The organism is Bradyrhizobium sp. McL0616 (genome assembly GCF_049993385.1).
GTDB lineage: Bacteria > Pseudomonadota > Alphaproteobacteria > Rhizobiales > Xanthobacteraceae > Bradyrhizobium.
This window is the reverse complement of record NZ_CP188255.1, coordinates 7,036,445-7,059,076: the sequence shown is the minus strand read 5'-3', so window position 1 is coordinate 7,059,076 and position 22,632 is coordinate 7,036,445. Positions and strand designations below refer to the sequence as shown.

The 22,632-nt window shown below is 64.0% G+C and carries 23 protein-coding genes; 15 read left to right on the top strand and 8 right to left on the bottom strand.

Annotation, left to right across the window (positions count from 1 at the left end):
- Positions 1 to 99: 99 nt before the first annotated feature.
- Positions 100 to 1,044 carry a glycosyltransferase gene (locus tag ACPPVR_RS33935; protein ID WP_426610871.1) on the bottom strand — a complete coding sequence of 315 codons (945 nt, stop codon included), beginning with the start codon at positions 1,042 to 1,044 and terminating at the stop codon, positions 100 to 102.
- Positions 1,045 to 1,221: 177 nt separating this feature from the next.
- Here ACPPVR_RS33935 and pgm point away from each other — a divergent pair, with 177 nt between their 5' ends.
- The 5 genes from pgm to ACPPVR_RS33910 all read left to right on the top strand — a co-directional run bounded on the left by pgm (position 1,222) and on the right by ACPPVR_RS33910 (position 6,559).
- Positions 1,222 to 2,868 (top strand): phosphoglucomutase (alpha-D-glucose-1,6-bisphosphate-dependent), encoded by a 1,647-nt coding sequence (gene pgm, locus ACPPVR_RS33930; RefSeq protein ID WP_426610870.1) that lies wholly within the window; start codon positions 1,222 to 1,224, stop codon positions 2,866 to 2,868.
- A gap of 134 nt (positions 2,869 to 3,002) precedes the next feature.
- Positions 3,003 to 4,052, top strand: a complete 1,050-nt coding sequence (locus ACPPVR_RS33925; RefSeq protein ID WP_426610869.1) for a Rieske 2Fe-2S domain-containing protein — start codon at positions 3,003 to 3,005, stop codon at positions 4,050 to 4,052.
- Between the two features lie 3 nt (positions 4,053 to 4,055).
- A complete protein-coding gene (locus ACPPVR_RS33920) occupies positions 4,056 to 4,808 on the top strand; it encodes a GntR family transcriptional regulator (RefSeq protein ID WP_211387023.1) in 753 nt (250 codons plus the stop codon).
- An 11-nt stretch (positions 4,809 to 4,819) separates the two neighbouring features.
- Positions 4,820 to 5,800 carry a PDR/VanB family oxidoreductase gene (locus ACPPVR_RS33915; RefSeq protein ID WP_426610868.1) on the top strand — a complete coding sequence of 327 codons (981 nt, stop codon included), beginning with the start codon at positions 4,820 to 4,822 and terminating at the stop codon, positions 5,798 to 5,800.
- 249 nt (positions 5,801 to 6,049) lie between these two features.
- Positions 6,050 to 6,559, top strand: a complete 510-nt coding sequence (locus ACPPVR_RS33910; protein WP_426610867.1) for a methyltransferase family protein — start codon at positions 6,050 to 6,052, stop codon at positions 6,557 to 6,559.
- Between the two features lie 88 nt (positions 6,560 to 6,647).
- Here ACPPVR_RS33910 and ACPPVR_RS33905 read toward each other — a convergent pair whose 3' ends face one another.
- From ACPPVR_RS33905 to ACPPVR_RS33895, 3 genes are all read right to left on the bottom strand, one after another.
- Complete coding sequence (locus tag ACPPVR_RS33905; RefSeq protein ID WP_426610866.1) at positions 6,648 to 7,346, bottom strand: peroxiredoxin-like family protein; 699 nt, start codon at positions 7,344 to 7,346, stop codon at positions 6,648 to 6,650.
- Positions 7,347 to 7,565: 219 nt separating this feature from the next.
- Entirely contained in the window at positions 7,566 to 9,527 is a 1,962-nt protein-coding gene (locus ACPPVR_RS33900) for a putative bifunctional diguanylate cyclase/phosphodiesterase (RefSeq protein ID WP_426610865.1), read from the bottom strand.
- 326 nt (positions 9,528 to 9,853) lie between these two features.
- Entirely contained in the window at positions 9,854 to 10,219 is a 366-nt protein-coding gene (locus ACPPVR_RS33895; RefSeq protein WP_426610864.1) for a YybH family protein, read from the bottom strand.
- A gap of 100 nt (positions 10,220 to 10,319) precedes the next feature.
- On the opposite strand from ACPPVR_RS33895, the gene ACPPVR_RS33890 reads away from it, so the two are divergent.
- The 3 genes from ACPPVR_RS33890 to hemC are packed head-to-tail and all read left to right on the top strand — an operon-like array spanning position 10,320 to position 13,595.
- Complete coding sequence (locus ACPPVR_RS33890) at positions 10,320 to 10,910, top strand: TetR/AcrR family transcriptional regulator (RefSeq protein WP_426610863.1); 591 nt, start codon at positions 10,320 to 10,322, stop codon at positions 10,908 to 10,910.
- Positions 10,911 to 10,963: 53 nt separating this feature from the next.
- The gene (locus ACPPVR_RS33885) at positions 10,964 to 12,589 is read left to right on the top strand and encodes a GMC family oxidoreductase (protein WP_426610862.1); all 1,626 of its coding nucleotides are present in this window, start codon (positions 10,964 to 10,966) and stop codon (positions 12,587 to 12,589) included.
- A 25-nt stretch (positions 12,590 to 12,614) separates the two neighbouring features.
- Entirely contained in the window at positions 12,615 to 13,595 is a 981-nt protein-coding gene (gene hemC, locus ACPPVR_RS33880; protein WP_426610861.1) for a hydroxymethylbilane synthase, read from the top strand.
- A gap of 175 nt (positions 13,596 to 13,770) precedes the next feature.
- Here hemC and hemE read toward each other — a convergent pair whose 3' ends face one another.
- Positions 13,771 to 14,805 (bottom strand): uroporphyrinogen decarboxylase, encoded by a 1,035-nt coding sequence (gene hemE / locus ACPPVR_RS33875; protein ID WP_426610860.1) that lies wholly within the window; start codon positions 14,803 to 14,805, stop codon positions 13,771 to 13,773.
- Positions 14,806 to 14,914: 109 nt separating this feature from the next.
- Here hemE and ACPPVR_RS33870 point away from each other — a divergent pair, with 109 nt between their 5' ends.
- Both ACPPVR_RS33870 and ACPPVR_RS33865 read left to right on the top strand, forming a co-directional pair.
- Complete coding sequence (locus ACPPVR_RS33870; protein WP_426610859.1) at positions 14,915 to 15,130, top strand: hypothetical protein; 216 nt, start codon at positions 14,915 to 14,917, stop codon at positions 15,128 to 15,130.
- Between the two features lie 174 nt (positions 15,131 to 15,304).
- On the top strand, positions 15,305 to 17,209 hold the full coding sequence (locus ACPPVR_RS33865) for a sensor domain-containing diguanylate cyclase (RefSeq protein ID WP_426610858.1): 1,905 nt from the start codon (positions 15,305 to 15,307) through the stop codon (positions 17,207 to 17,209).
- Between the two features lie 22 nt (positions 17,210 to 17,231).
- Here the strand turns inward: ACPPVR_RS33865 and ACPPVR_RS33860 are convergent, their stop codons facing one another.
- Positions 17,232 to 17,450, bottom strand: a complete 219-nt coding sequence (locus ACPPVR_RS33860; protein ID WP_426610857.1) for a SlyX family protein — start codon at positions 17,448 to 17,450, stop codon at positions 17,232 to 17,234.
- On the bottom strand, positions 17,440 to 18,207 hold the full coding sequence (locus tag ACPPVR_RS33855) for a rhodanese-related sulfurtransferase (protein WP_426610856.1): 768 nt from the start codon (positions 18,205 to 18,207) through the stop codon (positions 17,440 to 17,442). Before ACPPVR_RS33855 ends, ACPPVR_RS33860 begins: the two co-directional genes overlap by 11 nt.
- 195 nt (positions 18,208 to 18,402) lie before the next feature.
- On the opposite strand from ACPPVR_RS33855, the gene ggt reads away from it, so the two are divergent.
- Both ggt and ACPPVR_RS33845 read left to right on the top strand, forming a co-directional pair.
- On the top strand, positions 18,403 to 19,989 hold the full coding sequence (gene ggt, locus ACPPVR_RS33850) for a gamma-glutamyltransferase (RefSeq protein WP_426610855.1): 1,587 nt from the start codon (positions 18,403 to 18,405) through the stop codon (positions 19,987 to 19,989).
- 85 nt (positions 19,990 to 20,074) lie between these two features.
- The gene (locus ACPPVR_RS33845; RefSeq protein ID WP_426610854.1) at positions 20,075 to 20,539 is read left to right on the top strand and encodes an FKBP-type peptidyl-prolyl cis-trans isomerase; all 465 of its coding nucleotides are present in this window, start codon (positions 20,075 to 20,077) and stop codon (positions 20,537 to 20,539) included.
- Positions 20,540 to 20,598: 59 nt separating this feature from the next.
- Here the strand turns inward: ACPPVR_RS33845 and ACPPVR_RS33840 are convergent, their stop codons facing one another.
- Positions 20,599 to 20,817: a CsbD family protein gene (locus ACPPVR_RS33840; RefSeq protein ID WP_426610853.1), complete on the bottom strand. Its 219-nt coding sequence runs from the start codon at positions 20,815 to 20,817 to the stop codon at positions 20,599 to 20,601.
- Positions 20,818 to 20,945: 128 nt separating this feature from the next.
- On the opposite strand from ACPPVR_RS33840, the gene ACPPVR_RS33835 reads away from it, so the two are divergent.
- The 3 genes from ACPPVR_RS33835 (at position 20,946) to ACPPVR_RS33825 (ending at position 22,543) form a co-directional block, all read left to right on the top strand.
- A complete protein-coding gene (locus tag ACPPVR_RS33835; RefSeq protein WP_028148584.1) occupies positions 20,946 to 21,458 on the top strand; it encodes a cupin domain-containing protein in 513 nt (170 codons plus the stop codon).
- A 131-nt stretch (positions 21,459 to 21,589) separates the two neighbouring features.
- A complete protein-coding gene (locus ACPPVR_RS33830; protein ID WP_426610852.1) occupies positions 21,590 to 22,012 on the top strand; it encodes a VOC family protein in 423 nt (140 codons plus the stop codon).
- 42 nt (positions 22,013 to 22,054) lie between these two features.
- The gene (locus tag ACPPVR_RS33825) at positions 22,055 to 22,543 is read left to right on the top strand and encodes a VOC family protein (protein ID WP_426610851.1); all 489 of its coding nucleotides are present in this window, start codon (positions 22,055 to 22,057) and stop codon (positions 22,541 to 22,543) included.
- The last annotated feature ends 89 nt before the right edge of the window (positions 22,544 to 22,632 follow it).

Here is a 22,632-nt window from a genome sequence, read left to right as displayed (position 1 = left end):
GTCCCGCTTGAAATGGGCCGTCGGGACATGCGTCCCGGGACGCCCTTCATATCCTCAGCAATCCTGATTTGAAGCTCCAGTGTAACAGAAGCTGCTTGATCAAATAGGGACGCAGCGCGCGGTAAATCTCCCGTTGGGACGGTGCGAAGCCCAGATGCTGCTGCCGCAGCCGCTGCATCTCCGCGTAGCCGACATCGTATTCGCTCGACGTCTTTTGCGCATCGTGCACACGAAAGCAGGCGAGAAATCTCGGCAGTCTTGCCAGTTTGAAGCCGGCGTTCTGCGCGCGCAACAGGAAGTCCCAATCGAGCGCGTATTGGAAACTCTCGTCCAGCGGTCCGACCTTTTCCCAGACGCGGCGGCGCCAGAACATGGTCTCCTGCGGAATGTAGCCGGCGAAACGCAGCGCTTGCGGGTCATGAGCAGGCAGGACACGGCGCGGCCGATCTCAAGGCCATCCCTGTCGATGAAGATCCGATGCCCATAAACAATATCGACGTCCGGCCGCGTCTGGAAAGCGTTCGCGACATAGGCAAGGGTACCTGGCAGCAGGGTGTCGTCGCTGTTGAGGTAACCCATGATGTCGAAATCGTTCCCAGCGAAGCCCAAATTGATTGCGTGAGCCTGTCCGTTGTCGGGTTCGCTTCGCCAGCTCAATCGATCGCCGTATTTCTTCAGAAGGGCGACAGTGTCGTCAGTCGAGATGGCGTCCTGAACATGATAGGCCAGATTCGGATATCCCTGCTCCAGCACGCTGTTGATGGTCGCTGCCAGATAACGGGCGTAGTTGTAGGTCGGCGTCACGATTCCGATCCGGGGGGCGCTCGCCGGAGGAATGTTGACGTCGAAGGGCGCAGTCAATTTGAGCGGCCGCGGCGAATGCTGCTCGAAGGTCCAGATCGGCGGACGAACCCAGGGCCTTCTCTGCGTGGTCCTCGCTTTGGAATAGGCCTTGGCCAAGCGGTCGTGCGCGGCTTCCAGCGTTGCCACGCGGGACTCGATATTCTTCAGGCTCTCCAGGATCTGGCGGTTCAGCTCATCCACGGCCTGGTTTCCCGTCGTGCAAGGCCATCTCCCTCAATCAGCCCGGTATCCCTAAGCGCCGCGTGTACCGCAGATGGTGACTGTGCGGAACAGCCTACAGGTTGCGCGGGTTGTTGTTGGCGGAGAGGTGGCCGGCTATGGTGCGCCGCAGCTTTACGACAGGACGAGGATATTTCAGTGGCTGATGTTCATCCCGCGGCGGGTAAAGTGGTCTCGCCGGACGCGCTCGCCAACATTCCGCGGCTCGTGACCGCCTATTTCGCCAACAAGCCGGACGCGTCCGACCCGGCGCAGCGGGTTGCGTTCGGCACCTCCGGCCATCGCGGTTCCTCGCTCAAGAACAGCTTCAACGAGGGGCACATCCTCGCGACCACGCAGGCCATTTGTGACTACAGAAAGGAAAAGGGGCTGACCGGTCCGCTCTTCATCGGCATCGACACCCACGCGCTGGCCGAGCCGGCGCTCGCCAGCGCCGTCGAGGTCTTTGCGGCCAACGGCGTCGACATCATGATCGACAAGGACGGCGGCTACACGCCGACGCCGGTGATCTCGCACGCGATCCTGACCTACAACAAGGGCCGCACCTCGGGCCTTGCTGATGGCGTCGTCGTCACGCCCTCGCACAATCCGCCTGAAGACGGCGGCTACAAATACAATCCGCCGCATGGCGGCCCAGCCGACACCGATGTCACGGGCGTGGTCGAGAGGCGCGCCAATGCCTATCTCGCCGATGGCCTGAAGGGCGTCGCTCGCATGGATTATGCGAAGGCGAAGAAATCCGCGAACGTCCACGCCTACGACTTCATCACGCCCTACGTTGCCGATCTCGGCAACGTCGTCGATCTCGACCTGGTCAAATCCGCCGGCATCAATATCGGCATCGATCCGCTCGGCGGCGCCGCCGTGCATTACTGGCATCCGATCATCGAGCGTTACGGCCTCAAGGCCACCGTGGTGAACGAGGCGATCGACCCGACCTTCCGCTTCATGACGGTGGACTGGGACGGCAAGATCCGCATGGACTGCTCCTCGCCCTACGCGATGGCGAGCCTGATCGCGATGCGCCACCGTTTCGACGTCGCCTTCGCCAACGACACCGATGCTGACCGCCACGGCATCGTGACGCGCACGAATGGCCTGATGAATCCGAACCATTATCTTGCGACGGCGATCTCCTATTTGTTCGCGCACCGCCCGAACTGGAGCAAGGACGCCGCGATCGGCAAGACCGTGGTATCGAGCTCGATCATCGACCGCGTCGCGAAAAAACTCGGCCGCAAGCTGGTCGAAACGCCGGTCGGCTTCAAATGGTTCGTCGACGGCCTCCTCAGTGGCGGCTTCGGTTTTGGTGGCGAGGAGAGTGCAGGGGCCTCGTTTCTGCGCCGCGACGGCGGGGTGTGGACCACCGACAAGGACGGCATCATTCTCGGCCTGCTCGCAGCCGAGATCATGGCGAAGACCGGCCGCGATCCGAGCCAGGTCTTTGGCGATCTCACCGCCGAGCTCGGCGTGCCCCATTACGCGCGCATCGACGTCGCCGCCACCACGCCGCAAAAGAACATTTTGAAATCCGTCACGCCCGAGCAGCTCGGCCTCAAGGATCTCGCCGGCGATCCCGTCCGCGCCACCTTGAGCAAGGCGCCCGGCAACGGCCAGCCCTTCGGCGGCATCAAGGTCGAGACGGACTACGGCTGGTTCGCCGCGCGTCCCTCCGGCACGGAGGATGTCTACAAAATCTACGCGGAGAGTTTCCGCAGCACCGAGCACCTGAAGCGGATTCAGGAAGAGGCGCAGGCCGGGCTGAAGAAGGTGTTCGGGGCGTGAGCACAATATTTAGTTCAGAATGTATACAGCAAGAATGCGAAAGGTAATTAAGTAGGGTAATGCTGGGCTTGAATCATTCTCCTCCTCCGCTATTGTATACACAACGTATCCATAAGCCTTTGGGAGATCGCCCGGTGACAAAGCCCTTCCCCATGAACGCCTGGTACGCCGCCGCCTGGGATGCCGAGGTGAAGCCGGCGCTGTTGCCGCGCACCATCTGCGGCAAGCACGTCGTGATGTACCGCAAGGCTGACGGCTCCGTGACCGCACTCGAGGACGCCTGCTGGCATCGCCTGGTGCCGCTGTCCAAGGGACGGCTCGAAGGCGATACCGTCGTCTGCGGCTATCACGGCCTGAAATACAATGCGCAGGGGCGCTGCACCTTCATGCCCTCGCAGGAGACCATCAACCCGTCGGCCTGTGTCCGCGCCTATCCCGTGGTCGAGCGTCACCGCTACATCTGGCTCTGGATGGGCGACCCCGCGCTTGCCGATCCCGCGCTGGTGCCCGACATGCACTGGAATCACGATCCCGCCTGGGCTGGCGACGGCAAGACCATCCGCGTCAATTGCGACTACCGCCTTGTGCTCGACAATCTCATGGACCTCACCCACGAGACCTTCGTGCACGGCTCGTCGATCGGCAATGATGCGGTCGCCGAAGCGCCGTTCGACGTCACCCATGGCGAGAAGACGGTGACGGTGACGCGCTGGATGCGCGGCATCGAGGCGCCACCGTTCTGGGCGAAACAGCTTGGCAAGTCCGGCCTCGTCGACCGCTGGCAGATCATCCGCTTCGAGGCTCCCTGCACCATCGCGATCGACGTCGGCGTCGCGCCGACCGGCACCGGCGCGCCGGAAGGCGACCGCTCGCAGGGCGTCAACGGCTTCGTGCTCAACACCATCACGCCCGAAACCGAAAAGACCTGCCATTATTTCTGGGCCTTCGTCCGCAACTACCAGATCGGCGAGCAGCGCATCACCTCCGAGATCCGCGACGGTGTCTCCGGCATCTTCCACGAGGACGAGCTGATCCTCGAAGCGCAGCAGCGCGCGATGGACGAGAACCCCGATCGCATCTTCTACAACCTCAACATCGACGCCGGCGCGATGTGGACGCGCAAGCTGATCGACAAGATGGTGGCGAAGGAAAACCCGCCGCAACACCTTCAGGCCGCGGAGTAGGATATGGCCGAGCGCGAGGTCGACCGCTCCGTCTCGCAGACCGTGAAGGCGCAGCTCGCGCTGCGCGACCAGATCCTGTCCGGGTCGTTGCGCCCCGGCGAGCGCATCTCCGAGCTTCAGGCGGTGGAGACGACGGGTGCCTCGCGCACGCCGGTGCGCATGGCGCTGGTGCGGCTGGAGGAAGAGGGCTTGCTGGAGGCGATCCCCTCCGGCGGCTTCATGGTGAAGGCGTTTTCGGAGCGCGACATCTCCGATTCCATCGAGCTGCGCGGCACGCTGGAAGGCCTCGCCGCGCGCTTCGCGGCCGAGCGCGGCGTGTCAGCACGCGAGCTCGAACCGCTGAAGGAATGTCTCGCCGCGATCGAGGAATTGCTGCGTCAGGTGCCGATTTCGGTCGACGCCTTCTCGTCCTATGTCGCGCTGAACGCGCGCTTCCACGCCCTGCTCACCGAATTGTCGCGCAGCCCGCCCTTGATCCGGCAGATCGACCGCGCCTCGGCGTTGCCGTTTGCCTCCCCAAGCGGCTTCGTGATGGCGCAGTCGGCGCTGCCCGAGGCGCAGCAGATCCTGATCATCGGCCAGGAGCACCACCGCGTCGTCATCGACGCGATCGAGAATCGCGAAGGCGCGCGCGCCGAGGCCGTCATGCGCGAGCATGCGCGGCTCGCCGTGCGCAATCTTCGGCTCGCGCTGCGCAACCGGACCCATCTCGACCTCCTGCCGGCGCTCGCGCTGATCAAGACCGCAACCGACTGAGGGCAGTCACCATGCGCTTCATCGAAACCTGGACCCCTGCGACGCTGGTCTCGACGCGCGATCTTTCGCCGGGCATTCGCGAATTCCTGATTTTGCCGGATCAGTTCGACGGCGCCGCCTATCCGGTCGGTAGCCACATCAATGTCAGCGTGACCATCGACGGCCAGCCGGAGACGCGGTCCTATTCGCTGGTCGGTGAAGCCTCGCCGCGGGGCTTGCGGATCGCAGTGGGCCGGGCCGAGGATTCCCGCGGCGGCTCGCGCTATATGTGGCAGCTCGCGCCGGGCGCGCGGCTCGACATCACGAAGCCGGCGTCGCTGCTCGCCGTCGACTGGGCGCGCGAAAACTATTGTCTGATCGCCGGCGGCATTGGCATCACCCCGATCCTCGGTGCCGCGCAGGCGCTGGCGCGGCGCGGGGCTGATGTCACGCTGCATTATGCCGTGCGCTCGCGCGGCGAGGCCGCTTATCTCGACGACCTCACCGAGGCGCTAGGTCAGCGGCTGGCCGTTCATGCGAGCGATGAAGGCAAGCGGCTCGATCTCGACGCCCTGTTTGCCTCAGTGCCGAAAGGCGCGCTGGCGCTGTTCTGCGGCCCAATGCGGATGCTCGATGCCGCCCGCCACGCCTGGGTCGGCGCTGGCCATCTGCTTCCCGATCTCCGCTACGAGACCTTCGGCTCCAGCGGCACGCTGCCGACCGAAGCTTTTCGCGTGCGCCTGATGGGCTCTGAAGTCGAGCTGGAAATTCCGCGCGAGCGCTCGATGCTCGACGTGCTCAATGCCAGCGGCCACGACGTGATGTACGACTGCAAGCGCGGCGAATGCGGCCTCTGCGCCATCGACGTGGTCGAAGTCGACGGCGAGATCGATCATCGCGACGTCTTCTTCAGCGACCATCAAAAGCAAAGCAACCAGAAGATCTGCGCCTGCGTCTCCCGCGCGCGGGGCACCATCACGGTGGACACGCTGCTCCGGGCGGATGCGGTCTGACCGGGTGCAATGCGTGCCCTCATACGATCAACCCGCGAAGCCATGCCTTGCTCGCTCCGGCCTCGGGAGCGGACGGGTTCAGTTCGCGCAAGCTAGTCGGTTAAGGGGCCATGAGCGGTCGTGAGCAGTGTGACCCGGGCCAGTCGATCCTTGTCGCCCCAGTCGCCGGGCGCTACGATGAGGCCGGCGATCGCGACTGCGTCACTATCGCGGGTGCACGCTGGGATTTGTGAGGCCGAGAGCAACATCATGACCAGAGGCCTGGCAGTTCTGGGGTCGGCGGTCTTTTTTCTGATTGCCCCCACGACGGTGGCCGGTGTCGTGCCGTGGTGGATTTCGCAATGGCGTCTGCAAGCGCCGTTCTTCGATCTCCAGCTTATCCGATGGTTCGGCGTGGTTCTGATCCTGCTCGGCATTCCGGTGTTGGTCGAAACCTTCACACGATTTGCGCTGCAAGGCGGCGGCACGCCAGCGCCGGTTGAACCACCGCAACATTTGGTGATCACCGGCCCCAATCGTTATGTCCGCAATCCGATCTATCTTGCCCTAGTGGCGATTGTACTCGGCCAAGGACTGATCCTCGGAAACGCAAGGCTTCTGGTCTACGGCGCGCTACTGTGGATCGGCTTCCACATCTTCGTTCTGGCTTATGAGGAGCCGACGCTGCGTGGGGGATTTGGAGCGGAGTACGACACCTATTGCGCCAACGTGTCGCGCTGGTTGCCACGCTTGCCCGGCTCTACGTCGGCGTCGTCCTGATCGACCGCGATTGCGAGTGGGTCCAAAGGCGGAAGTGGTGCTGTGTCTCGTTTCGATTAATCTGTCGCCCACGTCGATGCGATACCGGCTAGCTCCGTAGTGACCGGCACATTGCAACTATCTCCTGCGGTTCAGGCCGGGTGCGATAATCTGCATCGACATGAGCGTAGGCAACACTGCCGGAGCGATCGATCACGAATGTCCCGGGCACAGGAAGTATCCATCGCCCATCGGCATTTCGTTTCTCGAGATCAAGGCCGGAGCTCTTCAGCACGTTTTTGGCAGCATCATTCATTTCAAAGGTGAGGCCGTACTGTTCGGCGACCTTGCCACCATGATCGATTAGGACCGGAAATCTCGCGTCTTCGGCGCTGGCATCGTCACCGGAAGCTGGTGCGGCCTCCGGTGAGACCGCAATCAAAGCGGCGTTGGCGTCGGACAGCTGCGATCGAACCTCGAGCAATCCGCGGAGATAGAGATTGCAGTAGGTGCACCAGGTGCCGCGATAGAACACGACGACCAGTGAGCCGTACTCGCCAAGGGCAAGATGCTCCCCCAGACTCCACATTCCGCCCTCTGCCATTGGCAGCGAAAAGTGCGGTGCCTTGTCGCCGACACCGATGGCGTTGGTCCTCGCGCTCAAAGCCTTTGTAGCGGGGCCTATCTGGCCTCCGAACAGGACATTGGATTGCTCGACGCCTCGTCGTGCGATCAGCTTTTCGGTGAACTGGGCAAGGGAAGCTGCGAGAGGGACGGCAGGCCGCGTGCGAGCACCTTCTTCGCTCATTTTTCCCGCTCCCTTGGCTATTTCCAGCCGCGTACGGCCAGCATACACGAGTTGCCCGGAATGAGCTATCCTGAGTCAGCCTTCAACTTAGCGTCGCGTGGCTGCTAGCGGGTCCCCGCCAAATCCGCCAAGGGGTCAAAAGGCGAAACGCCGGGGTTGCCTGCGTAAGTCTGCTTCACCCGCTAGAATCGGACCTCCCCGCGTCTACGAGTCTACGCCCTACGCCGCGTAGGTCGCCCGAAATTTCTTCGTGTCGAGCAGCGCCAGAACCTGCTCGGCCGACACCGGCCGGCTGATGAGATAACCCTGCACTTCCTCGCAACTGATCTGCCTCAGATATTCGAGCTGATCGGCGGTCTCGACGCCTTCGGCGACCACGCCGATGCGCAGGTCGCGCGCCAGCGAGATCACCGATTTCACGATCGCGGCGCAGTCCGGCTGCACCAGCATGTCGCGGATGAAGGACTGGTCGATCTTGATGCGGTTGAACGGCAGCTTGCGCAGGTAAGTCAGCGACGAGAACCCGGTGCCGAAATCATCTAACGCCACCGTGGCGCCGAGCTGCAGCAGCGCACTCAGGATCGACGCGGCCGAGCCGTATTTCGACAGCAGCATCGATTCCGTGATCTCGATCTCGAGCCGTTGCGGGGCGACCTTGGCGTCGGCGAGCGCCTGCACGATGGTCTGGAGGATGCCGGCGTTGTGAAACTGCGCCGCGGAGAAATTCACGGCGACGCGGATCTCTTCGGGCCAGTCCGCCAGTGTCGCGCAGGCACGCCGGATCACCCATTCGCCGATCTCGTGGATCAGCCCGGTCTCCTCGGCGATCGGAATGAACTCGCTCGGCGGCACCAGTCCGCGCGAGGGATGCTGCCAGCGAAGCAGCGCCTCGAAGCCGGTGATCTTGTTGTCGTCGAGATCGAGGAACGGCTGGAACACCAGGAACAGCTCGTCACGCGCGATCGCGCCTTCCAGGTCCGTCTGCAGCGCCTTGCGGTCGCGCGAGGCCTTGTCGTCGGCTTGCTCGAAGAAGCAGACCGTGCCCGGTCCCGCCTTCTTGGCGCGATAGAGCGCAGTGTCGGCGTTCTTCATGATGTCGAGCTGCGTGTTGCCGTCGCGCGGCGCCAGCACGATGCCGACGCTGGTTGCGCCAACGATCTCGCAGCCCTCGATCAGGAACGGTTCGGTGAAGGCCGCAACGAAGCGCTCCGCGATATCGAGCGCATCCTCGGGCCGCGCCAGATTGGCCATCACCAGCGCAAACTCGTCGCCGCCGATGCGGGCGACATGCTCGGCCGCGCGGGTGCAGCGTTGCAGCCGGCTTGCGACCTGGACCAGGAATTCGTCGCCGGCGGGATGGCCGAATTTGTCGTTGACCTCCTTGAAGCGATCGAGGTCGAGCAGCAGCACGGCGAATTCCTCGCCGGAGAGCGCGAGCCGCTTCAGCGCGGCATCGAGCGTCTCGTTGAAGGCAAAACGATTCGGCAAATGGGTCAGCGGATCCTGCCGGACCGTGCGCTCGGCGTCGATCTGCCGCATCACGCGCCGCGCGAAGGCGAAGGAATTGACGAACACGGCGCGCAGCAGCACGCTGCCGTAGACCACTACCAGCACCGCCATCAGCACATAGGCGGGATCGCCGTCCTGGCCGAGGCAGATCGCGATGCCAATGAAGATGGGCGTCGTGAATGCGATGGCCGCGATCGGGATGGTGGCGAAGGCCAGCGCGCCGCCGGCCAGCATGCCGGAGCAGAGGCAGGTGATGACGAGCTGTCCGCCGGTGGCAGCGTTCGCGAAGAAGGCAACCGGCACGATGCCCCAGGCAGCGCCGAGGACGAAGGCATTGCGCACCAGCCGATGCATGGCCCGGCGGGAGACGAATTGCGGTTTGGTGATGCGCCGCGAGGCGTGGGATTGCAGGCCGAACACGATCGCCGCGCCGGCGACGACGACCGCCCAGGCCAGCGCAAATGTCCCGTCCGGCGAATTCCACAGCGCGACCGCGAGCACGGCGGCGTTGCAGGCATTGGCGAGCATGATGCCGACGGAATAGCCGAGCACGAGCGACATCTGTTCGGCGCGGATATGGCCGGCAACGGCTTCGTCGGTTGCGGGGCCGCCGAACGCCGACAGATCGCCGGCGAACAGCCGCGCGAAATAGCTGGTCAGTTGTGTCCGCATTCCAAAGCCTAGTATGGCCGTGTTTGTCCAGCCCGGTCCGGAGAATTCGCCGCAAACCTTTGACGAACTATGAATTATCCCCGCGATGCGGCATCGCCGCGACCACTTCCGCGTGTGGAACCCGCGGTATCGATAACAAATCGATACAAATGCGGTGCGCGCGTTACGGCTGTAACCGGCAGCGGAATGTTTGCCACAGTCTCCGCTGTCACCCGCAAACGTGGCGCATCCGGTACGCCGTGGCTTATCGGTTCAATCACCAGCGCTGGTGGAATACTGGATCGCCCGCTTTCGCGGGCGATGACACCTATGTCCAGGAGGCGCGCTCACCGCCCGATTTGCTTCGGATCGTAATAGAACCGCTCTTCGATCAGCTGATCGCCCCGCCATGTCTGCCACGCAATTTCATCCAGCGTTCGCGTCAAGCCTTCGGCATTGGTGAACCTGAAGCTCCAGCGCGTCGCGACATGGTCGCCCTCGATCATACTCGGCCCCATGCGGACAGCCTTGACCTCCTTCGACGCCGCGAGCACGCCGCGCTCCTTGGCGACGAGGTTGTCGCGGCCGAACGTCGGCGCGGCGTTGTTCTCATAGGTTACGGCATCGGGCGTATAGAATTGCTCGATGGCGCCGATGAAGTCACCGGCCTCCAACCGCTTTGCAAAGGCTTCGACGATGTCACGGCTCGGCATGGATCACCTCACGATTAAAACCGACTGATAGTCGGTAAATACCGACCGATAGTCGAAAAGTCAACTGGCTGTCTCGGCTGAATTCGATTAGACGAGATGCATGGCGAAACAGGCGGAGCGGCGGGCCGCAACATCGGAGGCGATCCTGGCGGCGGCGCGGCGGCTGTTCGGGACGCATGGCTTTGCCGCCACCACCATGGACGAGATCGCCGAGGCCGCCGGCGTCGCCAAGGGCGCGGTCTATCATCACTTCAAGACCAAGGAGGCGGTGTTCGAAGCCGTGTTCGATGCCGTCTCGCGCGACCTCGTCGCCGAGATCGACAGCACTACGCGCGCCGAGAAGGACGTGCTGGCCGCGATGGTTGCCGGCACCCAGCATTATTTTGCGGCGACCGCCAAGGGCCCGACCGGCCAGATCATCCTGCGCGACGGCCCGGCCGTGCTCGGCTGGGAGCGCTGGCGTGAGATCGACGCGCAGCATTTTGGCGGCAAGATGCCGCGTGCGCTCTCGGTGGCGATGGAAGCTGGCCTGATCGCGCGGCAGCCGGTCGAGCCGCTGGCGCGCCTGCTGCTCGGCGCGGTGACGGAGGCCGCCGTCGCCTGCGCCGGACGCACGGATATCGCAAGGGCGGGCGCGGAATATGCCCGTGCGTTCAAGTCGCTGGTCGAGGCGCTGCGACTGCGCGCATGATTATGCTAGTGACGAACTGGAAACGCCCACGCCAACAAGAAGAACAGTAGCGCATGAACGCAAATTCCTCCCTCACGCCGTCCGACTCTGAGTTCGACTACATCATCGTCGGCGCCGGCTCCGCCGGCTGCGTGCTCGCCAACCGGCTGTCGGCGAATGGCAAGCACAGCGTGCTGCTGCTCGAGGCCGGCCCGAAGGATTCCAATATCTGGATCCACGTCCCGCTCGGCTACGGAAAGCTATTCAAGGAAAAGACCGTCAACTGGATGTACCAGACCGAGCCGGAGCCCGAGCTGAAGGGCCGCCAGGTGTTCCAGCCGCGCGGCAAGACGCTGGGCGGATCGAGCTCTATCAACGGCCTGCTCTATGTGCGCGGCCAGCACGAGGACTATGACCGCTGGCGCCAGCACGGCAACGCCGGCTGGGGCTATGACGACGTGCTGCCCTATTTCAAGAAGGCCGAGAACCAGACGCGTGGCGCCGATCAATATCACGGCACGGGCGGTCCGCTGCCGGTGTCCAACATGGTCGTGACCGATCCGCTGTCGAAAGCCTTCATCGACGCCGCGGTCGCCAACGGCTTGCCCTATAATCCCGATTTCAACGGCGCCACGCAGGAAGGCGTCGGCCTGTTCCAGACCACGACGCGCAACGGCCGCCGCGCCTCGACGGCGGTGGCTTATCTCGGACCCGCGAAGACACGCAGCAATCTCAAGATCGAAACCTCCGCGCTCGGCCAGCGCGTGCTGTTCGAGGGGCGTCGCGCGGTCGGCGTCGAATACCGGCAAGGCGCTGCTGTCCGCCGCGCCCGGGCGCGAAAAGAGATCGTGCTGTCGAGCGGCGCCTACAACTCGCCGCAGCTGCTTCAGCTCTCCGGCGTCGGTCCCGGCGATCTCCTGCGCAAGCTCGGCATCGACGTCGTGCTCGATGCGAAAGGTGTCGGTCACGATCTCCAGGACCACATGCAGGTCCGCATCGTGATGCGCTGCGCGCAGAAGGTCACGCTCAATGACACCGTCAACAATCCGATCCGCCGCACGCTGGCCGGTGCGCGCTATGCGCTGTTCCGGAAAGGCTGGCTGACGATCGCGGCCGGCACGGCGGGCGCATTCTTCAAGACCAATCCGCGGCTGGCCTCGCCCGATATACAGGTCCACTTCCTGCCGTTCTCGACCGACAAGATGGGCGAGAAGCTGCATGATTTTTCCGGCTTCACCGCATCCGTGTGCCAGCTCCGGCCCGAAAGCCGCGGCAGCCTGCGCATCAAGAGCGCGGACCCGACGGTGCCGCCGGAAATCCGCATCAACTACATGTCGACCGAGACCGATCGCACCACGAATGTCGAAGGCCTGAAGATCCTGCGCAAGATATTGCATGCGCCGGCGCTGAAGCCGTTCGTGGTCAATGAGTACGATCCCGGGGCGAAGGTATCCACGGATGCCGAGCTGCTCGATTATTGCCGCGAGCGCGGCAGCACCATCTACCATCCGACCTCGACCTGTCGTATGGGCAATGACGCGCTTGCGGTGGTGGACCAGCGCCTGAAGGTGAGGGGGCTTGAAGGCCTTCGCGTGGTCGATGGCTCGATCATGCCCGACCTTGTGTCGGGTAATACCAACGCGCCGATCATCATGATCGCCGAAAAGGCGTCGGACATGATACTGGAGGATGCGCGGTAAACCCGCGTAGTGAGAGGGTTTGGACTTGGCTACTCGATTGAAGATCGGCACCCGCAAGAGCGCGATGGCGCTGGCACAGACGGAAGAGATCGCGCGCCGCCTGACCGCCGCCATGCCCGGTCTCGAGGTCGAGATCGTCAAGTTCGACACCACCGGCGATCTCGACCAGACCAGCAAGCTGTTGCCGCATGGCGGCAAGGGCGGTGCCTTCGTGGCACAGATCCGCGCCGCCGTGCTATCGGGCGAACTCCATGCGGCGATGCATTCGCTGAAGGACATGCCCGGCAACGAGGACACGCCCGGCCTCGTTATCGGCGCCACGCTCTCGCGCGATCCCGCGAGCGATGCGCTGGTGCTGCGCGAGGGCGTGACGCTGGAGGCGCTGCGCCAATCGCGCGGCAAGGGTTTCAAGATTGGTACGAATGCCGTGCGCCGCGCCGCGTATGTGCGGCGGTTGTTTCCGGAGATCGAGGTGATCCATTTTCGCGGCGCCGCCGACACGCGCGTCCGAAAGCTCGACCATGGCGAGAAGCAGCGCTTGCCGGATGGCGGCGCGGTCGGGCCCGCGGATGCGTTGATCATGGCGCGCTCCGGCCTCGATCGCGTTGGTCTTTCACATCGCATCGCCTATGAGTTCACCGCTGCGGAGATGCTGCCTGCGGCAGGGCAGGGCATCGTCGCGGTCGAATGCGCCGCGCAGGATTGGCAGACCCGGCAGATCCTCGCATCGATCGATGATCCCTCTGCGCACGCCTGTGCCGATGCCGAACGCGAAGTGCTATGGGTGCTCAACGGCCACTGCAATTCGCCGGTCGCGGGCTTCTCGACCATCGACGGCGATCAGATGTCCCTCACCGCGTCCGTGCTCGATCTTTCCGGCAATACCATCATCGAGGTTTCGCACGCGGGACCTGCGAACCGCCCGCGTGAACTCGGCCGTGCGGTGGGACTCGATCTACTGACGAAGGGCGCCGCCGAGATCATCGAGCGCAGCCGGCCGCGCTAGCCGTTCTCAAAACGATCATCGGTGCGATCATAGGATCGTGCGCCTGTTTTGCCCGACGAGTCAAACGTCGTCGCGACAAGGCTCAAAGCCGCGCGGGGCGAAATCCCTCAATGATTTCTACTTTGCATGGGGTTGTTTTCGCGGTTTTTTGTTCCCGCCACCAGGGCGGGACAAATTACCCCCGCACGCGCCTCAGCATCTGCTCGACATGGGCGATCGGCGTCTCCGGCTGGATGCCGTGGCCGAGATTGAAGATGAAGCGCCCTTGCGCGAAATTCGCCAGCACATTGTCGACCGCGCGGTCGAGCGCCGCGCCGCCGGTGATCAGCACCAGTGGATCGAGATTGCCCTGCACGGCGACGCGTGACTGAACACGCTCGCGGATGAATGCCGGCTCCGCGGTCCAGTCGATGCTGACGGCGTTGACGCCGGTCGCTTCGACATAGCCGGGCAATTGCGCGCCGGCGCCGCGCGGGAAGCCGATGATTTTGGCATCCGGCACCTTGGCCCGCACGCCTTCGACGATGCGCCGCGTCGGCTCGACCGACCAGCGCGCGAACTCGGCCGGCGGCAGCACGCCCGCCCAGGTGTCGAAGATCTGCAGGACGTCGGCGCCGGCGGCGAGCTGTGCCAGCAGGTACTCAATTGAGTTCTCGACCAGCACGTCGATGATTTTTGCGAAGGCTTCGGGATGCCGGTAGGCCATCATCCGCGCCGGTCCCTGGTCCGGCGTGCCCTGGCCTGCGACCATGTAGGTCGCGACCGTCCACGGCGCGCCGCAGAAGCCGATCAGCGCGATCTTCGGATCGAGCGCACCGCGCACGATGCGCAATGCCTCGAACACCGGCACGAGCTTGCCGAAATCGGCGTGTGCCGCCAGCGTCGCGACCTTGGCGGGATCATCCAGCGGCTCCAGTCGTGGGCCTTCACCGACCTCGAAGCGCACGGAGCGGCCGAGCGCATAGGGGATCACCAGGATGTCCGAGAAGATGATCGCCGCATCGAAGCCGAACCTTCGGATCGGTTGCAGCGTCACGTCGGCGGCAAGCTCGGGATTGAAGCAGAGATCGAGGAAGCCGCCGGCCTTGGCGCGGACCTCGCGATATTCCGGCAGATAGCGGCCGGCCTGCCGCATCATCCAGACCGGCGGGATTGCCTGCCGCTGGCCGGAGAGCACGTCGATGAAGGGTTTTGTCGCAGACTGGGGCACGGACTGTCCTGATGCAGATTGAGGTTCCTGATACACCGTCGAAAGCCCGAGCGGAACAGGGGAACCAGCGCAAATGCGCCGCGTTGACCAGCCAACGGAGGAGCAATCCATGGCTGAGACATTCAATCCCGCGCCGCATGACAAGCACGCCGACGATCTGCGCGAGGCGCTCGTCGCCGATCGCCACGCCAAGCTCGACGCCGGCCTGAAGGATAGTTTCCCCGCATCCGATCCTGTCAGCGCTGCCCAGCCGGCGCCGTCGAAGGCCGACGCGGAAGCTGACGGCCCCTCGCTGTGGGCCAAGGTTAAGTCGATCTTCAGCTAAGGCGCGCCGGGTCGCCGGTTTCCGATAGGGTCGATAACGCATTGTTAGCGATCTGCGGACGCTTGCGTCCGTAGGAGTACGGGAAAACCCGCAGATCGTTGCGAATGTCGGCAAGCGTTTCAGGGTTCAATAACAGAAGCGGCAGAAGTTCCGATCATCGGAGATTTCTGCTGCATGAATGTCGTCTCGAAGAGAGCCGGATGGAGCCGCCTGCCGCTACGCGCGGCGGCGTTCGTCGTGCTCACTTGCGTGGCCATCCTAGGCGTCAGCGGCTGGCGCGAATGGGCAGCACGGGACGCCGTGCTCAAGGGCGCCGAAACCGAAATGGCGAACGTCGCCCGCTCGCTGACGCAGCATGCCGAGGACAGCCTCGATCTGCTGGATTCCGGTGTCGTCGGTGTCGTCAGCCGGCTGGAGATGGACGGCACCGATCCCGCCACGATCGCCAAGCTGCGCACCCTGCTGGAGGTGCGCAAGAAGGCGATGGAGCGCGTCCATAGCCTCGCCATCATCGACGATCAGGGCAATTGGTTGACCTCGCCGGGCACGATCGTCTCGACGCTCAGCGATGACGCGTTCTTCCGTCACCACCAGCTCTCGCCCAAGCGCGAGGCCTTTGTCGGCCACCCCGTGAAGAGCCTGCTGGACGGCGAATGGGTGGTCACCCTGTCGCGCCGGTTCGACAAGCAGGACGGCAGTTTTGGCGGCGTCGTGCTCGCGGCCATCAGTTCCAGATATCTTTCGCATTTCTACGAGCAGTTCGAGATCGGCCGCAACAGCTCCGTGGCGTTGATGTACGGCGACGGCATGATCATCGCGCGCAACCCGAGCAACGACAAATTCGTCGGCCGCAATGTCGGCGACACCCCGCTGTTCCGCGACGCCAGCCTGCAACGGCCGAACGGCGCCTATCATTTCAAGTCGCCGCTGGACGGCGCCGAGCGCGTCAGCTTCTTCAAGCGCTCTGGCCGCTATCCGCTCGTCCTGCTCGCTACCGTCGACAAGGACGAGTTGCTCGCGCCGTGGCGTGCTGCCGCGATTTCCCGCATGCTCTATGTGCTCGCGCTGGTGATGCTGATCGCGGTGATCGGCGCGGTGCTGGTGCGGCAGCTGCAGCGCGGCCAGCGCATGGCCGCCGCCCTGGTCGAGAAGGAGGCGCATTTCCGCCTGCTTGCGGAAGGCTCCAGCGACATGGTCACCAGCATCGGGCTCGATGAACGACTGCGCTACGTCTCGCCCTCGTCGAACCGTGTCGTGGGCTGGCGCGCCAATCAGTTGATCGGGACGCAGGCGCTCGCGGGCGTCCATCCGGAGGACCTGCCGCAAGTCCAGGCCGTCGTCGATGCCCTGAAGCGCGGCGAGAGGGACGAGGCGCGCCTCACCTATCGCAACGTGCACCGGCAGAAATCCGAGGTCTGGCTGGAATCGACCATGCGGGTGACGCGCAAGGACAATGGCAATGTCGACGGCGTCGTCGCGATCTCGCGCGATATCACCGAGCAAAAGCAGCTGGAGACCAGGCTCGAGACGCTCGCGATCGAGGACAGCCTCACCGGTCTCGCCAACCGCCGTCGTTTCGACGAGAGGCTGAACGAGGAATGGGCGCGCGCCTATCGTGACCGCTCCAGCCTCGGCCTGCTGATGATCGACGTCGATCACTTCAAGGCCTACAACGACGAATATGGCCATCCCGCAGGCGACGCCTGTTTGCGCGTGGTCGCCAAGATCATCGCCGCCGAGATGCAGCGGGTCGGCGATCTCGCGGCCCGTTATGGCGGCGAGGAATTCACCATGCTGCTGCCAAACACCGATGCCGCCGGCTGCGCCCGGATCGGCGAGCGGATTCACAGCGCTGTCCACGATGCAGGCCTTGTTCATGCCGCCAATCCGGCGGCGAAGTGCGTCACCGTCTCGGTTGGCGGCGCGGCCTGCCGGCCGTCGTTCGAGCGCACCGCGGGCGCGGGATCGCTGGTGGAAGCTGCCGACCGGGCGCTTTACGCCGCCAAGGACGCCGGCCGCGACCGCCTGATGATGTCGGGCGAGGTCATGAACCTGCTGGCGAGAGCGTCTGGCCAGTAAGCCGTCTGGTCAATAATCCCGTTCAGTAATGCGGCGGAGGCTCGTTGGCGGGACCCGGCGCATTCGCCTCGGCCTCCTGCAGCCGTTCGCTGAGCTGTGCGAGCCGTCGCGTCAGCGCGTCGATCTGCTTCCATTGCGCCGTGATGGTCTGGTTCAGCGTCTCGATGGTGTCGTCCTGGTAGGCCAGGCGCGTCTCCATCGTGTCGATACGCTCGCTCAGCGCCTTGATCTCATTCGTCACGTGCGGCGTCCTTGTCCCGTTGGCGCAAACCAAGTTCTTGCAGACCATGGCCGAGCGCCACGCGCTCGTCGAACACGAAGCATTCGCCGCGCCAGCGGCTCTGCGCCTCCGGCACCTCCTCGAGATATCTGAGAATGCCGCCCTTGAGGTGATAGACCTCGGCAAAGCCACGCGCCAGCAGATGCGCGCTCGCCTTCTCGCAGCGGATGCCGCCGGTGCAGAACATCGCGATGCGCCGGTGCTTTGCGGGATCGAGCTGCTCTGCGGCAAAATCCTTGAACTGGCCAAAGCGCTTGATACGGGGATCGACCGCGCCCTCGAACGTGCCCATCGCCACCTCGAAGGCGTTGCGGGTGTCGAGCACCAGCGTGTCGGGCGCCGAGATCAACGCGTTCCATTCGGCGGCCTCGACATAAGCGCCGACCTGCCGGGTCGGATCGGCGGCCGCATCGCCAAGCGTGACGATCTCCTTCTTCAGCCGCACCTTGAGCCGGCCGAACGGCATCGCCTCGGAGGTCGAGAACTTCAATTCGAGATTGTTCAGCCTGCCGCCGAACAGGTCGCCGTGCGCGAGCTCGTGAGCGAACGCGTCGATCGCCTCGGGCGCGCCGGCGATCGTGCCGTTGATGCCTTCATGCGCCAGCAGCACGCTGCCCTTCAGCGAAAGGCCGGCGCAGAACGCGCGCAGCGGCTCCCGCAACTCGCGGTAGTCGGGCAGGGCGGCGAATTGGTAGAAGGCGCAGACCTTGTAAATCATGGGCCCATTTAGCAGGCGGCCGGCGCCCAGAAAACCCGCAACCGACAGGTCTATTCCCAGCGAATGGCAGCCATTTCCCTGGTATGCCAGCATTGCCCGGGCGGCCCGGAATGTGTCATGAAGGCCCGGTTTTTCCGCGATGGAGCGCCGCGCGCCCCAAGCCTTAGCTGAGACGTCTGAGAGAGCAAGAATTCGATGAGAAACTTCCACTTCCCCGGCAGGTCCACGGTCCACGCCACCAACGCAATGGTCGCGACCTCGCATCCGCAGGCGTCGCTCGCCGCAATCGAGGTGCTGCGCGAGGGCGGCACGGCGGTGGACGCGGCGGTGGCAGGTTCGGCGGTGCTCGGCGTGATCGAGCCGCAATCGACCGGCATCGGCGGCGACTGCTTCGCGCTGATCCAGCCGCGCGGCGAGGGCAAGATCATTGCCTATAACGGCTCCGGCCGGGCGCCGAAGGCGGCGAATGCCGACTGGTATCTCGAGCGTAAGATCACGTCCGTACCGCTGACGTCTGCGCATGCGGTCTCGATCCCCGGCGTGATCGACGCCTTTGCGACCGTGCTGCGCGATCATGGCAAGTTCGGCTTCGACCGGCTGCTCCAGCCCGCGATCAAGGCGGCGGAGGAAGGTTATGTCGTCGCGCCTCGCATCGCCTTCGACTGGAAGAACCAGTTCGAGAAGTTGAAGAACGGCACCAACACCGTGCGCTACCTGCTGCCGGGCGGCAAGCCGCCGGTCGCCGGCGACGTCATCCGCCAGGCGGAGCTCGGCAAGACCCTGCGCGCGATCGCCAAGGACGGCCGTGACGCCTTCTACAAGGGCGCGATCGCGGAAGACATGGTCGAGACCCTGCGCGGAATCGGCGGCCTGCACACGCTCGACGATTTCGCCGCGCACACCACCGAGACGACGACGCCGATCGGCACCGTCTACAAGGGCTACGACGTCTGGCAGTGCCCGCCGAATGGCCCGGGCGTCACCGCACTGCTGATGCTCAACATCCTGTCGCGCTTCGACCTGACGAAGTTCGCGCCGCTCAGCGTCGAGCGTTTCCATCTCGAAGCGGAAGCGGCGCGCATCGCCTACATGAATCGCGAGATGCATGTCGCCGATCCCGAGCATATGAAGATCAACGTTGCCGAGATGCTCGCGAAGGGCTTTGCCGACGAGTATATCAGCAAGATCCGCCTGGACGGCATGCTCGACCTGCCGAACGTCGCGCCGCCGATGAATCCGTCGACCATCTACATCACGGTGGTCGACAAGGACCGCAACGTCTGCTCGTTCATCAATTCGGTCGCGCATTCCTTCGGCTCGGCCATTGTCTCCAACAAGACCGGCGTGCTGTTGCAGAACCGCGCCGGCGGCTTCCGCATCCAGCCCGGCCATCCCAACTGCATCGAAGGCGGCAAGCGCCCGCTGCACACGATCATGCCGGGCCTCCTCACCAAGGGCGGCCGGTCCGTGATGCCGTTCGCGGTGATGGGCGGCCAGTATCAGCCGGTCGGTCAGACCCACGTCGTGACCAACATCCTCGACTATGGCTGCGACGTGCAGGAGGCGATCGATATGCCGCGCGGCCTGCATTACGAGGGCCAGTACCAGCTCGAGGACAGCGTGCCGGCCGATATCGTCGAGGGCCTGAAGAAGCTCGGCCACAAGACCACCAGCGTGGTAGGCCCGCTCGGCGGCGCCCAGGCGATCTGGATCGACTGGGACAAGGGCACGCTCACCGGCGGTTCCGATCCGCGTAAGGACGGCTGCGCGCTTGGCTATTGAGCGCGGCCCAGAACTGCAAACGTTACGGCTGGAAACCGCACCTTCGTTGCGCTAGACACCTCCCGCCTCAAACGGAAGGTGTCTTATGCAGCGTTTCCAACGCGTGCTCCTCGCCATCATGTCGGCACTCGCGATCACAATGATCGCGAGCGTGTCCGATTTCGTTTCCACCACGGCCTCGGCCCAGACCGCAGGAAAGACCATGACCACAGCTTCAGGCTTGCAGACTATCGACAGCGTTGTCGGCACCGGCGCTTCGCCCAAGGCCGGCCAGATCTGCGTGATGCACTACACCGGCTGGCTCTATGAGAACGGCCAGAAGGGCAAGAAATTCGACTCGTCGGTCGACCGCAACGAGCCGTTCGAGTTTCCGATCGGCAAGGGCCGCGTCATCGCCGGCTGGGACGAGGGCGTTGGTACGATGAAGGTCGGCGGCAAACGTACGCTGATCATCCCGCCGCAGCTCGGCTATGGCGCGCGCGGCGCTGGCGGCGTGATCCCGCCGAACGCGACGCTGATGTTCGATGTCGAATTGCTCGCGGTGAAGTAACCGTCCAAACAAAAAGACCGGCCTTCCGGCCGGTCTTTTCGCTTTCAATCTAACGCGCGTTATTCTGCCGCGCGCTTGGCCGCCGCAGCGGCGCGGTCGACCGCGTCCTTTGCGGCTTCCTTGGCGTCGCCCATGGCCTTCTGGCCCTTGCCCTGTACCTCCTGGACCACGCCTTCGCCCTTCAGGCGATCGGAACCGGTGGCTTCGCCGATGCCCTGCTTGGCCTTGCCGATGGCTTCGTTGGCGGTGCCCTTGATCTTGTCGCTCGTGCTACCCATGAAACTCTCCTTCCAGTTGGCTCGGAATGACAACGTCGGGCGGCTACGAGAGTTCCGATTTTGGGTATGGCTTGATAGGCCGGCTTTGGTTAGCTTGCCGCGCACGGAACCAACAGAAAGCAAGTCACATGACCGGCCATGACCACACGCATTCCCACCATGACCACGATCATGACGATCGCTGGAAACATGACGGCGTGCGCGTCATCCCCGGCAACCAGCTCGATACGAACGTGCCGTCGACGGCAGGTATGGACCGCGCGGCCGCGATCAATTTCGCGCGCGTCGGCGCGCAGAAATTGTGGGCGGGCACTGTCAGCATCAAGCCCGATGCCAAGACCGGCGCGCATCACCACGGCCATCTCGAAAGCGTCATCTATGTGGTGAAGGGCAAGGCGCGGATGCGCTGGGGCGAGAGCCTGCAATTCACCGCGGAGGCCGGCCCCGGCGATTTCATTTTCGTGCCGCCCTACGTGCCGCATCAAGAGATCAACGCCAGCCGCGACGAGGTGCTGGAATGCGTGCTGGTGCGCAGCGACGGCGAGGCGGTCGCGATCAATCTCGACATCGAGCCGGTCGAGAAGCCCGAGACCGTGCTGTGGATCGATCCGGTGCACCGGGATCCGAACGAGAAGAAGTAGGACGGGCGGAAGCCTGCGTGGTTCCGCTGCGGCAGAACCACGCAGGCCCCGGTCAAAAAATATCCGGAAGCGATGTCGGATGGCCCCCGGGCGATCCGTCCTTGGGCAGTACCCCGCCCAAGGAGCTTCCGATGCCCAAGATGATCTTCGTCAACCTGCCGGTGACCGACCTCAAGCGCGCCACCGCCTTTTATGAGGCGATCGGCGCGGTCAAGAACCCGCAATTCTGCGACGAGACGGCGTCCTGCATGGTCTTCTCCGAGACCATTTTCGCCATGCTGCTGACCCACGACAAATTCCGCCAGTTCACGCCGAAGCCGATCGCGGATGCCAAGACCTCGAACCAGGTGCTGCTCTGCCTGTCCGCGGACAGCCGCAACGACGTCGACGATATCGTCGGCAAGGCCGAGGTCGCCGGCGGCACCGCCGATCCCAGCCCGAAGGAGGAGTTCAGCTTCATGTATGGCCGCAGCTTCGAGGATCCCGATGGTCATATGTGGGGTGTGAACTGGATGGACCTTGGGGCTGCCCCCACGCAGCCCGCGATGGCCTGATCCAGCCTCGAGAAAATCGAAAACTGAAGAGGAGCACTCACGATGTCCAAGGTCGTGCCCTGCATGTGGTTCAACGGCGATGCCGAGGAAGCCGCAAAATTCTACGTTTCGCTGGTGCCGAATTCCGAGATCACGCATGTCCAGCGCAATGTCGCGGACAATCCGTCCGGCAAGGAGGGCTCGGTGCTCGTCGTCGAGTTCACGGTGGCCGGACAGCCTTTGGTCGCGCTCAATGGCGGGATGAAGGTGGAGTACACCCACGCGCTGTCGCTGATGATCCATTGCGACGATCAGGCCCAGGTCGACAGCGTCTGGAATGCGTTCCTGGCCCATGGCGGCAAGGAACAGCAGTGCGGCTGGATCAGTGATCGTTACGGCGTGTCCTGGCAGGTGGTGCCGAAGGTGATGTTCGAATTTCTCACGAGTCCGGACAGGGCTGCGGCCGCACGCGCGATGCAGGCCATGATGAAGATGGTGAAGCTGGATGTCGAAGTTTTGCGTCGCGCGTTCGAGGGCAAGTCGGCGGCGTGAGGTGTACGCTTTCGCCACATGCTTACTGTCATCGCCCGCCTTGTGCGCAATTGCGCACTAGGGCGGGCGATTCAGTACTCCGAAACGGT